The sequence below is a fragment of the Pseudorhodoferax soli genome, assembly GCF_003337555.1.
GTDB classification, from domain to species: Bacteria; Pseudomonadota; Gammaproteobacteria; order Burkholderiales; family Burkholderiaceae_C; genus Pseudorhodoferax; species Pseudorhodoferax soli.
The window spans coordinates 100830-116291 of record NZ_QPJK01000006.1 but is presented as its reverse complement, the minus strand read 5'-3'; the positions used below and the strand labels follow the sequence as shown (position 1 = coordinate 116291).

General features: G+C 59.5%; 9 protein-coding genes. 3 read left to right on the top strand and 6 right to left on the bottom strand.

All coding sequences use genetic code 11. From position 1 onward, the window contains the following. Positions 1 to 10: 10 nt before the first annotated feature. Positions 11 to 1552 (top strand): DUF2357 domain-containing protein, encoded by a 1542-nt coding sequence (locus tag DES41_RS21120; RefSeq protein WP_114469646.1) that lies wholly within the window; start codon positions 11 to 13, stop codon positions 1550 to 1552. Between the two features lie 295 nt (positions 1553 to 1847). Next, positions 1848 to 2765, top strand: a complete 918-nt coding sequence (locus DES41_RS37880) for a hypothetical protein (protein WP_147282912.1) — start codon at positions 1848 to 1850, stop codon at positions 2763 to 2765. A gap of 157 nt (positions 2766 to 2922) precedes the next feature. Here DES41_RS37880 and DES41_RS21110 read toward each other — a convergent pair whose 3' ends face one another. Genes DES41_RS21110 through DES41_RS21095 form a run of 4 tightly spaced genes read right to left on the bottom strand, consistent with a single transcriptional unit; the run spans position 2923 to position 9622 of the window. Beyond that, a complete protein-coding gene (locus tag DES41_RS21110) occupies positions 2923 to 4110 on the bottom strand; it encodes a Wadjet anti-phage system protein JetD domain-containing protein (protein WP_114469644.1) in 1188 nt (395 codons plus the stop codon). Next, on the bottom strand, positions 4085 to 7441 hold the full coding sequence (locus tag DES41_RS21105; protein ID WP_211333032.1) for an ATP-binding protein: 3357 nt from the start codon (positions 7439 to 7441) through the stop codon (positions 4085 to 4087). Before DES41_RS21105 ends, DES41_RS21110 begins: the two co-directional genes overlap by 26 nt. After that, on the bottom strand, positions 7438 to 8154 hold the full coding sequence (locus tag DES41_RS21100; RefSeq protein WP_114469643.1) for a DUF4194 domain-containing protein: 717 nt from the start codon (positions 8152 to 8154) through the stop codon (positions 7438 to 7440). The genes DES41_RS21105 and DES41_RS21100 overlap by 4 nt, the downstream gene beginning before the upstream one ends. 4 nt (positions 8155 to 8158) lie before the next feature. Next, complete coding sequence (locus DES41_RS21095; RefSeq protein ID WP_114469642.1) at positions 8159 to 9622, bottom strand: DUF3375 domain-containing protein; 1464 nt, start codon at positions 9620 to 9622, stop codon at positions 8159 to 8161. Positions 9623 to 9750: 128 nt separating this feature from the next. Between DES41_RS21095 and DES41_RS21090 the strand changes: the two genes are divergently transcribed. Next, positions 9751 to 10671 carry a helix-turn-helix transcriptional regulator gene (locus tag DES41_RS21090; RefSeq protein WP_114469641.1) on the top strand — a complete coding sequence of 307 codons (921 nt, stop codon included), beginning with the start codon at positions 9751 to 9753 and terminating at the stop codon, positions 10669 to 10671. 51 nt (positions 10672 to 10722) lie between these two features. Here the strand turns inward: DES41_RS21090 and DES41_RS21085 are convergent, their stop codons facing one another. Then, on the bottom strand, positions 10723 to 12672 hold the full coding sequence (locus DES41_RS21085) for a UvrD-helicase domain-containing protein (protein WP_114469640.1): 1950 nt from the start codon (positions 12670 to 12672) through the stop codon (positions 10723 to 10725). Continuing rightward, positions 12669 to 15023: an AAA family ATPase gene (locus tag DES41_RS21080; RefSeq protein WP_211333030.1), complete on the bottom strand. Its 2355-nt coding sequence runs from the start codon at positions 15021 to 15023 to the stop codon at positions 12669 to 12671. Before DES41_RS21080 ends, DES41_RS21085 begins: the two co-directional genes overlap by 4 nt. Positions 15024 to 15462 lie beyond the last annotated feature (439 nt).

Sequence of the window (15462 nt, the reverse complement as noted above, 5' to 3'; positions counted from 1 at the left end):
GGGCCAAGCAATGCTCAGCTTTCGCAAAGCAATTGAGGTGCCTGGCGATGGGTGGACGGAGCTGTCGCCCGGCGAGATAGTGACGGGCCTTACTGAAGACACCGACTACCTACTCAGCACCGGAGCCAGGCCCGAAGCGCGCGTCTTTGTCGACGACGTGGAACTCCGCCGCGAGTCGACCTCATTGCTGAAGTGGAGACCCAGCTTCTATGCTGGACGCGTTGCGGTGGACATTGTCCTTCCCGCGGAACAGCGCACCAGGTACTTCCTAGACGTCAGCCCGAGCCCATCTAAGGCCGGGCAGGCGGAGTTTGACGACATGGTGGCTGATATCCGGCGCTTCGACCAAGGCTTGCTTGGCGGTGTGTCCGCTGCATCGATGGGGTTTGGACACTCAGGCAATCCTGGCAAACTTGCTCACGACATCTTGCTGACCAGGCTTAGGGAGCACGGCCCGGTGTTCTTGGATGCTGTAGAGGCCATCGCCAGGTCTCCTCATCGCTCGCTCGCGGCAGAAGCGAAGGTCTTGCCCCTCTCGAGGGTTCGGCGGCTGCATCATTCGGCGCTTCACGACCGCAGGCTTGCCGCGATGGCCAGCGGCATTGCACCCACCTCGGATGCGATGGACTCGTTGCAGGTCAGCAGTCAAACTTCCACGCCTACCTTCGACACCCCTGCAAATCGGGCGATGCTCGCGCTCTTGCGTAGGTTCAGGGCGGCGCTCTCCTCAATCCAAGCCAAGGTCAGAGAGTTAAAGCTTGGAAGTCCTCCAGAAGAGCAAGTTCTCCGCATGGAGCGGCGACTGGAGGACCTCGGACACCTAGACAGGAGAGCTCATAAACTGCAGTTTGGGCCGCTGTTCAGTGAGGTAGCAAGCGGCGAGACGTCCGCAGCAGGGCTAACCCAGATTGCGGCACAGCCGAACTACGGCCGTGCCTACCGCATTGGCTGCAGGTCGTTGTCGTTAGCAGTCGAGGGCCGCGACCTGGATGACCAACTTCATGTAGCGCCATCCTGGGGAATCTATGAGACCTGGTGCTACCTGCAGGTGTTGAAAGTAGTGTCCACGCTCACAGGCGCAGTCGGTATCTCCACAGTCGCACAGTCCGTCTCAGCGGAGCGGGCAACTTCCTTCGAACTCGGCGATGAAGCGGAACTTGAGGTTTTGTTCCAGGCAAGCTTCCCCGCCTTGAAGGCACGTGGTAACAGGTCAGGTTGGAGCATTTCGAGAGAGCGCCGGCCAGACATCGTTCTCGTTTTAGGTAGAGGAAACTTCGAAGAGTTCCTCGTGCTGGACGCAAAGTGGCGAAGCGGCCGCGAGAACATATTGGATGCAATGGCCTCCGCGCACATCTACCACGATGCTTTGCGCCTGGGGCAGGTGCGTCCCAGGGCGTGCCTCCTCCTGCTACCGGGCCGAAACACAGTTGCAGAGCTTGAGACCAAGCAATTCATTGACGCTCACAATGTCGGCGTCGTGGGAGACGCCAGCGTCAATGGGGCTGGCTTCGTCCGACTCGGCGCCATTCTTGATGCGTGGTTAACCCGCTGACAGTGCCACCTGAGGAGGCAAGGCATGGCGCGTTGCAGCCCAACGAGGCGCGGTAGACATGCTTTGGGCGCATACCGGCACAAATGATGCGGGCTGGCAAACACCTCGGCCATTGGCGCCCAGGTCGCTCAGCCGCCTGCTTCTCGACGACAGCGAATGGTTGGGCGATGAATGAATCGAACGCGAAAATGCGCATCTTGCAGGTTTCCACTCGCCTGCTCTGACCACGACCCAACTCCATAGTCAACATCGCTCAGCCGCGCGATTCCAGACTCTAACCAGTACCTCGTGAGAAATGACCAAACACACCATCGAAGACCAAGCGGCAACGAAGGAACTCCTTAGGCAACTTGATGCGGACACGACGTGGCTTAGGCATCGCGGTCGCGCAGCCGAACTTGACCGTAGGCTTCTGCAGGGTGCCACTGAAGACGAGCTTTCTGAGGTTCGCGTTAGCTGGCGAGGGCATGTCACACACCTCCGCAAAGAACATCGTTTGGTGGTCGTCGAGACCTCTCCCAGCTTCTGGAAGATTACCGGTTCGGATGAGGACTTGGCCAGCATCCTCCCGCCTGCAGAAGGTCCAATAGACGAGCTTGCTGGTGATTTGGACTATGAAGACCAGGAGTCTGGCCATCCTGCACATTCAACTCTGGAGCCTGGGAGCTATCAACTTCGCATCTATGAAACGGCTCGCGCGCTCTCCGTGCTAGCTACATCCGGTTTGCTTGGAAGCGAACTCCTCAAAGCCTCCGTCGGAATGCTGATACGGCAAGCCAGTGAATCCAACCATTGGCACAACTGCACGCACTACAGGTCAAGGAGGGCCGCCGAGTTGATTCGCCGCCACAAGGCCATTAACCCCGGTTCTTTATCGACTGCAGCAAAGTACCAAGCCTTCTGCCGTGCTAACCTCCGACATGAACATGTTGTGCCGAATAGTGTCATCTATCGTCTGCTGAAGACATCAGAAGACCATTCTGTGGATGCAATCGTTAGAACCCTCAGTATCTATTGCATTCGCGCCACCATCGCTCTCGACGAGGACGTAAAGCTCAGTCGAGCAGGCCTGTCGTCCTCCATGCCGAACGGATTCTTCAATGAGAGTGCTCGAGAACTTTTCAAGAATCCACTGGCGCGCTACATTGTGACCGAGTTAGAAAGCGAACTCGACCGACGTCCGGAAGGAAAGCTCTGGCACGAGGTTTCTTAGTACTTGAACACCCGCAGATACTCACCTAGGCGGATGTTCGTGACCTGTTCTGGCGGCGCTGCACCTCCATCAGGCGCATCAAACGACCGGCTCCAACCAAGGGCGCTTGAGCTCGAAGGACGCTGCATCAGTTGCCTGACACAAGCCCTCGCCTTGCTCAATTGGAGACATTTCTATTTAGAGCAAGCCTCAGCACAGTCATTGCCTCAGCCCACCCTAGGCGCTCCTGCTCCAACCTCACGCGCGGTCCCCACGCATCTGCTCTCAACGCTTGGTACACCGCCCGCTCCTCTGTGGTCAGCGCATCCATGGGCAGGTCAGCGCATTGCGCGGATTCCTGGACCCACAGATGTCGGTGAGACAGCAGAGTCTTCTCGTCCATCAGTACCGACTGAAGATGCGGAACGGCACGACGCGCACGGTCCAGAATGGCAAATCCGTGGGTGTCCATATCGCCCCAGTACATCACCGCCTTCGCTCCGATGACCCAGGGAAGCGCCCGGACGACGCCGACCGCGTTCCCAAGCCGCATAACCGCTACCGTGCCCGCAAGGTCGGGCAAAGCAAGACCAGTTTCCAGGTTCTCGACGATGAGCACGGCCAGCGGCTCTATCGGCAGCGCAGCAAGTTCGCCCGCCGGTGCTTCGATGTCGCCAAGACCACCTGCAACTCGACGCATTGCCGGGCAGAGAACCCTCACACGGACCCGATGTGCCGGCTTGCGCAACCCGAACATGCGGTAGAAGTCACCTTCATCATCGCTGACCTCACGCAGCGACCGAAGAAGGCCCGCAACCAACCCCGTTCGCTTCTCGAGCCATTTCGTGTCCAGTCCCTCAACGGGCAACTGGCGAAGGTACAGCCCCGACGCCGGGTTCGCTTCAAACCATTCAAGTAGGGACACCAACCGCTCGAAGTCCGCAGCTGAGTAGTCCGCGAGCACGTCAAAGCGCGCCGCAAGAGTTCGCGGCTCCATGGCAGACCACCGCGCCCGCACTCGCCAAAAGCGGTGCGTGGCCGTCTCCCAGCGCTGCAGCTGCCCGATGCACCGTGCAACAGCAGCAGCGTCCGGCATGCTTAAGCTGACCGGAAGGCGCTGCCTACCCATTCGAGGGAACTGACGGTTCTCGAACACGACATCACCTGGTCCTGTCCAGCCTTGCCAAGCCGTTGCCCACTCCCTGACAGCAGCAGAATCCTCCGCGATGTCTCTTTCTGTCGGAGGCCCCAAGCCGACCAGCAGTGGCCAAGTTCCCTCCCCCACCAACCAGTTGTCGTGTTGATTGCCAAAGCGTCGAACTAGGAAGTCCCGCGCAGCTTCAGGAGGCAGCAGCTTCTTCGGCATTCCGCATGTCTTGGGTCAGCTTCAGCCGCTGGTTCTGGCTGTCGTACTCGATAGGAATGACAGCCGATTTCTTGCGGTCCTTGATGTGGACGAAGCACGCCCCGCCAATGAAGGGCTCAAGCGTCATCACCGACTTCAAAGGTGTTGCGACAATCATCTGGAAGCCGAAGGTCTTGAAGATGTTCATCGCCATCGACGTGAATTCGGAGTCTGCCTTGTCAAAAGCCTCGTCAAGAACCACGGTCGAGTAGCTCGGCAGTGCTCGGTCTTGACCGCCCAGCTGGTAGCGCAGCGCGGCCGCCAAGCACGTTGCCGCCAGTTTCTGGCGCTGCCCGCCCGACTTACCAGCCCCGCTGCGGTACACCTCCACCTCGACGTCATCCGCGTCCAGCTCGCGCGCGACAAAATCAACATGCTGCCTGACGTCGAGCACGAGATGGCGCCAGTTCTTGTCGACGGTCTCCTGGCTCGCAAGTCGCTTGACCAATGCGGCCAACGTCTTGAAGCGCTCCTCGGCGAGGTCGCGGTCGTTGGAGAACGAGTGGCTGAGAGACTCCTTCAGACTTGCGCGAAACATCCGCACGTCCTCCAGCGACTTGTCCGTAGTCTCAATAATGAGGTGCGTCCCAACGTTGAACGGTGCCGTTTCAAGACTTTCGTTCACCAGCTCCATGCGCGAACGAATCGCAGACTTCTCTTCGTCCAACTTCGTTGCCAGCAGGGTCAGGTTCTGGTCACTCTGCTCGCGCAGCAGGCTAAAGAAACGGTCCTCATAAGCAGGAAGGTTGTCGTCCTCCAGCCGCTTCAGCTTGGCGAGGTAGTCATCGGCGCTGGCCAACGTGGCGTCCAAGCCGCCGGCCACTGCCGGCCACAACCGGTTAAAGTCGACGAACCGCTGAACGATGGAGCTCTTCAGCTCCGTCGAGCGCGTATCGAGAACGCGCAGCTCGTTGCTAATACCGCGGTCCACCTGGGCGTGGACTTGGTCAACGCTCTCGAGAGTGACCTCCTTCCCAGTTACCGCGTACCTGGCCGAGATTTGCTCCGCAAACGCAGGCGCCCGGTCAGAGGTCGGCCACAAGCGTGCCAGTTCGGAGAGCTTGCCCTGTAGGACAGCAATGTCCTTGGCGAGCCCCTGCCCCCTCACGTCCTCTTTGTTTCTCGTGTCAACAGCACCTCGGTGCGCCTCGTCCTGCTTCTTGATTCGACCATCCAGAGCCGCCAGGTCTGGGCGCTTGTCTCGTTCCTCCTGCAGGCGCTTCGTCAGCTCAGCAATACGGGTGAGCAGCGCGCCGACATCAACGTCGTTCCAAGTGAGGTTCGACAGATTCTGGCAGTGCAACAATTGCTCTTGTTGCTGGTCTTCTTCCCCGCCGATTTCCTTCAGCGCCGCATCTAGTTCGGTGATGCGCTGCCCCAAGTCTGCCGCCCGGTTCTTGTACAGGGAGAGCTTTTCCTTGTTGTCAAATCCCAAGACCCACTGACTTCGGTCGTTCACGTTGTACCGGTCGTTCTTTTCGTGCCGCGTTGTGCTGTGTTTTACCAATCCCTCGCGCGTCACAGCGCGAGAGGCATTGCGGAACGCTTGCATGGTGTCCGCGCATTCAAGGTCGAACGCGTGCTTCAGCTCCTCGCGAACCCAATCTCCGAACGGCCCGGAGACCAGGTTCAGCTTGCGGACTAGCGAGTTCAGGCCTGGCGTACGACCAGAGGCTTGTTGGATGGTCCGAAAGTACACCAGCCGTTCGCCGATGTTGCGCTCATTCAAGTAGCCTGAGACCGCAGAATAGTGCTTGTCATCCACGAGGATGGCGCGCGCGAAGCCGCCGAGTACGCGCTCAATAGCTCCTTGCCACTCGGCCGCATCGGAGCGTACCTCCACGAGTTCACCGACGAAGGGAAGCTTCTCTTCCGGGATGGAGAGGTCACGCGCCATGCGCTCTCGCAGGTTCACCAGCCGCGATGGCAGGTTCGAGTCCTGACGTTCGAGAGCCTTGACCTCTGCGACCGTCTTGGTGAAGGCCTCGGTGACCTTCAACTTCTCTACCTTGAGCTCGTCCTTTCGTGCATCGAGCTCGTTCCTCAGCTCGCGCGACTTCAGAACACGCTGCTTCGCGGCATCTACGCGCTGCACGAACCAGACAACGCTGTCAGGCAACGCCCAGCCCATTGCCTTGCAGGCTGCGGCGGCCTGGTCGCGCTTCAGCATCCGAGCGGGTTTCTCAGCCTCAGCCTCCTTGATGTCCTTCTCAAGACGGTCGAGTACATCAGCCCCCATGCTGAGCTTCTGGCGCTGCAGGTCTGTGAGCTTCTGGAACTGGTCCTCGGCAATTTCAGAGAGCCTCAGCATCTCCTGGCGAGACCCCTCGCTCTCCACCTCCAGCTCGGCAATCCGCTCGTCGACCAGGGCCTTGCGCCGAAACTCCCGATACTGTTCAGTGACGGTCTGGATTGATTGCAGGCCATTGCGCTCGAAGTTGCAACGGTCCAGCTCGACATGCTCGTCACGGGCGGGCTTGAGCGTTTGAATTTGCTTGCGAGCCGCCACCACTTCCTGGTGAGCCTCATTCAGTTCGCCGAACTCATTGACCAGGCTTGCGGCGATGCTGAACGTCTCCGGCTCGTCGAGCATGAAGTCGCGCAGAAACGCGTTGAGGTCGCCTAGATTCTTGGCCGACTGAGTCTTGTGAAGGAGCCGAAGCGCACGCTCGTTATCGACGCCCAGCAGCCGGCGAAAGCGCTCTTGGTAGGCGCTGAACTCGGTGTGGACCTTAGCGTCCGCCAGGTCGTGTTTGAACCGACGCGTATCGAACTCGCTCTTCGCGAAGAACTCCAGTTCCTGAACATCGAACTCGCGCTCGATGGTTAGGTACAGCCGCTTAGCATCTCCCGGTGCCGTTGAGTTTCCCTTCACCCACAGAACCTGGGCAAGAACCACCACGCGGCCCATCTCATCTGCATAAGTTTCCGCGATGGCCGACCAAGTTGTGCCGCTGCGCAGGTATTGCGACACGTACTCGCCCCCATCGCCAGTTTGTTGTGCCCATGCTCCTCGCAAGTAGGTCATGACGTTGCGGTCACGTCCATGCCGCTCTGCTTCACGGGCGGCCACGTTGAAATCGACCCACTTAGGTGGGGTTAGGAGTGCCGCGTGCGCATCCAGTACCGTGGACTTCCCCGAACCAGAGGGTCCGACAAAGAGGTAGCCCTGCTTGGGGATACGGAAGTCGAAGACGTTGGAGAAGGTACCCCAGTTGAACGTCTGTATGCGGGTGAGTCGGAACTGGTCACTTCCGCCCTCTAGCAAGGCGGTCTGGCCAAAAGGATTCACAGCGCTTCCTCCCCGTCTTCGTTGTCGCCAAGGTCAGCTTGTTCTTCGCCCTCCGCCACATCGTCGCCAACTGCGGCCGCTGGCTTCGACGTCAGTGCAGCGTAGGTTCGCATGAGGTCCTGGATTTCTTCGGCCGAGAAAAGCAGCTTGAGGGTTGGGGACACCTCGTACCGCTCGCTGGAGCCGCGAATGGACTGAAGCAAGCTCAACTTCTTCGCCTTGTCGACGGCGTTCACAATTTGCCGCTCGAATTTTGCGTGGTCAGCGTTGCCATCCCGTTCGAAAACGGAGAGGTGTTGCTGCATCTCATCAAGAGCAACGACCGCGCGGTCGCCCTGCGCGTCGGCCTGGGTCAGCCGCTGACGCAGGAACAGAAGCAGAGCCGTCTCAATATACGTAAGCGACGACTTGCGCAGCAGGATTGGGACGTCCAGGTCCTCGGAAACGACTTGGCGCGTGAACGCCACACGCTGCTCGTGGTCTATGACAACTTCGAGGAACAGGTCATGCATGCGCGACCGAATCACTGCTTCATCGCGCAGTAGGACTGGCCATAGCTTGGACTGCCGGCGAGCGTCCACGGAAGGCCCCAGGAGCAGTTGAACGAGGACGCGCCGAGTGTCGAGTGGAAGTCCGCCGGTATCGCCACGGAACGTTGCCACGTCCGTCGCGGCAGCTTCAGGAAGCTGCTCCTCGGCATAAGGCTCTTCCATAGGCTCAGTCGACGAGTTCAACATACCGCTCCCTCATGAAGAAAATGGTCGGCACCTTGGCGCGACGCTGGGTCAGGTCACCGCCGGTCCACGAGACAACCTCGACATCATTCGTCACCTCGCCATGTTTGGCGCCCAGGGCCACGTAACCGACGACGCTGCCAAGGCCCTGCTCCGCCGGGTACTCCGCGAGAACCTGAGCAATGGTCACTTGGGACTGACGCTCGAGAATGGTCCTCAGGTTTGCTTTGAGCGAACGGAGGTCAATTTCAGACTGTCGAACCAACTCGCTTACAGCCTCCAGGTCTAACTCGGAAGGCTCGGCGGCCTGCATTGACGAGTCGGTCACGCGTTGGGCCGGGTCGTAAAGCCCCCACTGCGAGACAGACCGGATGCGGCTACTCGACTGCATCAACTCGAACCCAACCTGCTCGTTCGGCCGCACCAGCGCCTTCGCACCAAGCGCTGCCTGCGTAGCGTCCTTCAACAAGCCGTGTAAGCGACGGTGCTCAAGGAACTCGCGGCTCTGAACAAAGCTCTTCAGGCTGCGAGCGAAGTGCTGCAGTACGTCGTGCACGCCACGCCCCTCGTTGAGCAATCCTCCGGTGAGGCCGAGCAGGAACTTGCGTTCGTGCGATTCCAACTGACGCGCGAACGGTCGCCCCGTCACCTCGTCAAGGGATTCGCGAAGGGTCGCAGCTTGCTCACTGTCTGTCAGCATGCGCCAGAACGCATTGAACGTCCGACCGGCGTCACTTTCGCCGATGAGGTCCACGCCGGCAAAGAGCTGCTCGAGCACGTCGCCGCGGCTACCTTCGTTCTCCATCAGGCTTTGCCGAAGGCCACGGTTGAGCCGCTCGAACTCATCGCGGACGCTGCGGAAATCAGCAGCAAGCTCCTGCGCGAGCGCTATTACCTCGCGGGCCCGCTCTAGAGCCCGGTCCGGCGCAAGCGTCTTGACACCACCCAGCTGTACCGCTTCAATGGCTTTGTCGATGCGGTCACGTTCTGCCCGAAGGGACGCCAACCGTGCTTCAGGGTTCGTGTTGGTCTCTTCAGCCAAACGCGATAGCTGGTGGATGACAACCGACAGCCGACTCTCAGTGGCAGTGGTCCGCGGCGTCAAAAGCCCGGTGATGAAGCGCAACGCTGTAAGCGCCTCAGCGGTGAGTTCGTAGTCCTCTTCAGCTGCTCCGGTCGGAAAGCGCCGGGTCAGCCATCCCTGGTTGAGCCACTCGGCCACGTAAGCCTGGGGCAGTTGAGGTAGGTCTTCGCCCGTCGCGCGCAGCGCATCTAGGTCGCGTGTGAGGCGCTCTATGAGCACTGAGTTCGGAAGCGCCTTGTCCGCCTCCATGAACAGCGAATGCAGCAGCGCAATCACGGCCGGTGCCTTGGTCGCCGCAAGCAGCTTCCAGAGCGGCTGTTCCCGCAGATTGCGCAGGGCAGCGGCGCCGCGAAGCGCCTTCACGGACTACCTCCATCAATCTGCCTGCCGTCAGAGCGTGCCACTTTGTGCCTCCAAACTGAGCTGAAGCGCGAATATACGTCTACTTTTTATACTCGTCTAGTTTTTGTTCTTATGTGAAAATTACCGAGATGAACGAACGCGCCAGCCCAACCTCGGCCTCTGCCGAAGTCTCTGGGCGCACTTCTGGCAAGTGGAGCCAGGAGCGCCGCCTGGAGTTCATCGATTTCCGACTGCGCTGGGACGGTCGGCTCAACCGAAGCGACCTGACTGACTTCTTCGGCATCTCGGTTCCGCAGGCCTCGTTGGACATTGCCAGATACACCGAGTTGGCGCCGGCAAACTTGACCTACGACAGAAGCTCCCGGGTCTATATGGCCTCCGCGAACTTCAGCCCTTGTTTCGATACAAGCGATGCCCACCGCTATGTGAACGAACTGCTCGCTCAAGTTTCAGGTATCCAGCCTGGCCCGGGCAGCTTTCTCGCGTGGGCACCTACCGTCGCAGCAGTGCCTAGCCCGGGTCGCACGTTTCGCTTGGACGTTCTCACTGCGCTGCTCCAGGCCATCCGAGAGGGTTCTGCTCTCGGCGTGCTCTATCAGTCGATGTCGCGCCCAAAGCCGACTGTTCGGACGCTTACTCCGCACGCACTGGCGCACGACGGTTTTCGTTGGCACGTGCGAGCGTACTGCCACACCCGGAACGCCTTCAGGGATTTCGTCCTCGCCCGCATGCTGCGCGTGGACGGCTTCCAGCCCGCGGCAGCCGACGCCATTGAAGACCAGGAATGGCACACGATTGTTCCGCTCGTACTGATTCCGCATCCGAAGCTGTCTGAATCGCACAAGCGCGCCATCGAGTGCGATTTTGGAATGGTGGACGGCCAAGTCGAGTTTCAGTGCAGGCAAGCGTTCCTCTTCTATGCGCTCCGGCACCTTAGGTTGGATTTAGAAGAATCCGCGAAGCCTGCGGCGCAGCAAATTGCTCTGAAAAACCGAGAGGAAGTTGAAGCCTTCCTGCGCGCTCGGTCAACAAGCAGCGAAGAGCGCTGAAGCTGGCTGTGGCGCGTAGGGCGGCTGACGTGCGACGACCGCGGTGCACAGTCAAGGAACAGAGCAAATCTCATCGCCAGTAAACCATCCGCTAGCCTTGATTCGGCCCAGCGCCGCGGCCGGGTCGGCCGACCAGAGCACCAGTGCTAACGATTCGCGCGCGCGACTGCACGTGACGTACAAGAGTCGAAGCGTCCGGTCGATGGTGGTCTCCTTACCAAGTTCTTTGTTGGACTTGTCGGTGGAAGACAGGTCTTTGCCGCCGAGAAGTTTGTCGTACGAAATCAAGAAGCCTCCAGCCTCCTCGTCGTCCATAACGACCATGACATGCTCAAACTCGGAGCCTTTGACGACCTGATGAGTTGCCAGGACAGAGTTGCCTGCCAGATACCGTCGGTACTTGCGCAGCTCAACCCAAGGTGCCGCGAACAGGGCACACCATCCACGCCGCATCCTTGCCTGCTTCGTCTCTTCTTCTCCTTTCCCAGGAGGCGCTGGCGGGGCAGACTCGTCATCGAAGGCATCTTGCAGACGCGAGTCCGGCTCAAACATCCGCGCAGCAAGAACGGGCGCGATAACTTGCGCCACAGTCGAACTGGGGTCAGAGCATCGGGCTCCGAACTCGGCGATGGCAGTCATCAGTTCGTCAATCCGCGCTGCGCGCGCTGTTGCGTCTGCAGGAAGGACCGCCAGTCGGTCGTGGCGACGCAGCACCTCGGTGACCGCGAACTCGTCGAACGACCCGTCATCGGAAAAGCAGTCTTGCAACTCGGCGAGCTCGTTTAGGAGAAACCTAACCGACGCAGGGCCGGTGTTCTCACCACTCCCGGACGGCGCGGCCGCGTTCTTGTCGATGAGCAACATTGCTTCAAAGACCTGCGGAAAGGAGCCGCGGACTGCGACGAGCTTGTGCTCGAGCGCAAGCAGCTGATATGCATCCGAGGTCCACGCCTCAGCACCTGTCAAGGCGTTCATCTGGGCGGAACACCATCGTTCCCCTAAAGCCTTGTCTTCCTTCGACTTCGACGTCGCCCCCACGAACACCCTGACAACTCCGCCCGTCTTCTCGGTGCGCGCGTGTTGCTCGACACCTGTGGCTGGCTGCGTGCGCCCTTCAAGCTGCGAAGCCCAGATGGTGTTGATGAGCGTGACGATGCGCGCCTGGCTACGGTGATTCATTCTGAGCTCTGGCGTGGCCCAGTCCGACGGAACCAAGCTGGGCAGGTCCTCATGCCCGTCGTGGTAGATACGTTGTCGATGGTCGCCAAGCAGCCCCAATGTAAGCCCGCTCGCTTCCGGCTTCGCGACCGCCATCAATGCATCCAACACGCTCTTCATCGTGTCCTGGGATTCGTCGATAAGAACGACGGGGTGCCGGTCACGGAGGATTGTGCGCAGCGTAGGCCTGTTATGAAGTAGCCACGCTGTTGCGTCCAGCACGTGCTGATGTTGGATGGCACCCGGACCCTGGGTGCTCTTGTCCGGGTGATACTTGAATGTCGTCGCCGCCACGTAGCCCTGGATTTCTTCTTCCACCTCGGCGAAGTTGCGTCGGTCGGTATCGCTGACACCGTTCTTCTTCCTCTCGGCCTTCGCAACCATCTCTGCCAACTGGGTCCTCTTGACGGCTACCAGAGCCTCTCGAATGTCGTCGTCGAAGCCGCCAATTAGTTCCCAGCAGAATGAGTGAATGGTGGAAACCTGAACAAGGTCGTTGACTCCCAGCCTACCGTTGATGACGGCTACGGCGTTCTTGGTGTATGTCACGACACGAATGGAGCGCCCGTGCATGCGCAAGCGCGAAGCCAGAACGGCGCCCTTCTCATGCTCAGTCACTCCAGTGAGCCGCCGGAGCACCTCGACCAATGTCCTGGTCTTTCCAGAGCCTGCACCTGCGAAGAGGAAGTAGCTGCGGGGCGGTTGCTGCGTGAGGTACCCGCATATCTCCTCGACAACCCCTGCATCGCGTTCGTTGCCTTCAAACACCGGGACAGCGCTCATGCCAACGGTTCCTTCGCTGGCTCCAACTGCTCTTGCAGCCAGCTCAGCGCACTTGCGACGTACTCCGGGCATTCAACGGACGCGCCGGTAGACATCAGCTCGAAGATGCTCGCAGCAAAGTCGCCCTTGTCCATGGACTTGTGCATCAGCTTGTGAAGGCTTTGAAGCAATGCTGGAACAGAGTCCGCTTCCAGTACCCTGGCTGCCACAGCACCAAGTGCACCCGTGGGCGGCTCTAGTTCGTTCCCGTCGTCATCCTCCTCCTTCATGAGGCTCTTAAACCAATCAAGATTCGACAGAACGAGAGAGTCTTCAAACGTACTAGGCCATGCGCCACCTGCTTGCGCGACCGGCAGCTGCCATGCAAAGCGAACCGAACATTCAGCGGTCTCCGTCCAAAGCAGCTGCTGGGGCGTTGGAGCTTTCAGCTCCTCAAGGTCTGCCAGCTTCGGATGCCAGTTTCGGAGCGTCGGATTGCCGCACTTCAGGCCGCCCTGCCCTACATTCGCGACGGCGACGCGCTTGGTCGTTTGCTTACCAGTCTTGGTCGGTTTCCCGGGCTGCTCCTCAACTGGGTCTACATCGGTGATGATGACTGTCGGGATACGCAGCTTCTCCATCAAGGGCTTCAGGCGATGGGCGTGACTTCCGCCGATGTCGAGGAACGACACGTATCGGCTGCCCAACGTGGGGAAGTAGCGTTCTATGAACAGTGGAACGAGCATCCGCTCCGCTACCCCTTCAACGAAGACTGCACCGTTCGCGAACAGCAAGTCACTGTGCTGGACCTGGAAGTAGCGCTCAGCAAACTTTCGTGTTGCCACGTCGTCGCCAAAGACTTGGCCCAGGTTCACCACCTCGGTCGTGGCCATGGCGGTCTTCTCGCTCCGAGCAACACGTCGCACATAGCGCAGCCGGTCAAAGCTTTCCGCGTGTGCCAGGTGGCTGGAATGCGTGCTTATGAGAAGCTGACTTGTAAGGCCTGGGGCATCCTTCGCTGAGGGGCTAATAAGCTTGTGCGCTTTTCCTGGAAAGATGCGTTGCACTTGCACATGGAGATGCGCTTCGGGCTCTTCAATCATCACCAGGTGCACCGGCACCGGTGCGCCCTTCTCCGGCTTGAGCCTTGCGGCCTTGAAGGAAACAAGTTGGTAGCTCAGAGACTGCAGGTTTTGGTACCCAAGGCCGATGGAATGCTCGGGAAGCAGCTCCTCTGTAGACTCCTTCTTCATGCTGTACTGCACAGCAGTGCCATGGTCCAACAAGTCGGCCGCTTGGATGCGAGTGCGAAACCTAATTTCTTGGGGGTCGTGCAGTCCTGGGTATCCGAGTTCCTGCACCTCTGCCACCGATGGCGCGATTGCCTTCTGAATCTTTTCGTCAAGCTCCTCTTGCGCTTCCGCAATCGCCTGGATGAGGTCAGTCCTGTGTCCATGTCCGGTGCTTGCCACGTTCAGATGCTCACTCGCGAACTTGAGCAGCTGATTGGAAAACAAGCCTACGCGGTGCATGCCAGAGGCGGACTTCGATGCGGCTTCCTCACCGCCCAAGCCGCGCTGTGCTGCGACAAAGTCCACGCGGATGAGCTTGCTCAAATGCTTGAGCTCGATGGGAGCGGCGCCTTCCGGCAATGGCTTGCTCGCGTAAGTCGCTGAACCGCTGATGGGGTTGTTCTCCGCATCCAACTTGTACGCCCGAACCTTCCCCATCTTCCCCGGCTCCCGGAGCCAGAAGTCCAACAAATCGATGGGCCAAGCCAGCGACTTGTCGCCCATGTTTTTGACCGGCGCCCGAGCTAAGCAATAGGTCCAGGCCAGGTCCTTGAGCTCGTCCACATGGGTGGCGGGCTCCAAGCGTAGCCGTACGCCAACTGCGCCGCCCTTCCAACTAAATTTCGAGAGGAATGGAGCGACATAGTGGTACATGCCGGCTTGCGCATCGAACCACAGGTCCAACGTCGGCATCGTGGACAGCAGACGAGCAAGCTGCTCTACCCATGGCTCCTCGGCCCCACCCGCGGTGGTCGGGTCTTCAGTCAGGCTCTCCCATCCCTTGCTGAGAGCTCGAAGCGCCGGCCATTGAGAGAGGCTGACGTCAAATGCGCCGAATGGGGAGCCATCGGCCAAAAAGTGGCGGAGCGCCGCAAGGACGGAAGTCTTGCCGCTGTTGTTGGCACCAACGAGGATGGTTGTGTTCTTGTCAACGTCGACCAACACCTTACCCAACCTACGAAACTGACAAAGTTCAAGAGCGCGGAGGCTTATGGTTCCAGCAGCCGGCGCATCGGCAGGGGCACCGACGGGAGCAGCGGGAAGAGCCTCGGGAAGGACAGCAGCGGCAGCTTCGTTCATCGGCTTGGGCAGTGGCGTCAACATCGATGGAATGGCCAAGCATGCGGTGCGACTAACGCTTGCACGCTGGGGACCGGAAAATAGCCAGAGATGTTGCCATATGTAAGGAGGCTTCCCCTGGGCATTTCCACCATTCAGATTAAAAGATGGCGGAACAGAGGCGGCACTAATTCGCTCATAGCCGGCCGATTAAGCACCATTCATGATTAAACGGGTCGTCTTGGCAATCCCGTTGTCCAACTCGGGATAGTCAGCGGGAGTACCGACGATGAGAGCAGACTTAGCGGCATCCCAATAGCAATTTTCAGGTTTTTGGCTGCATAAATTTTGCAAAATCCAGCCGGAATCTGCTAGCGGCAATCCGCATTAGCTTAACCATTCTCGCTTTTTATCGGCAGCTCCAGCACCTCGATATAAGCCGCTTTCTAAGCACGGTGCG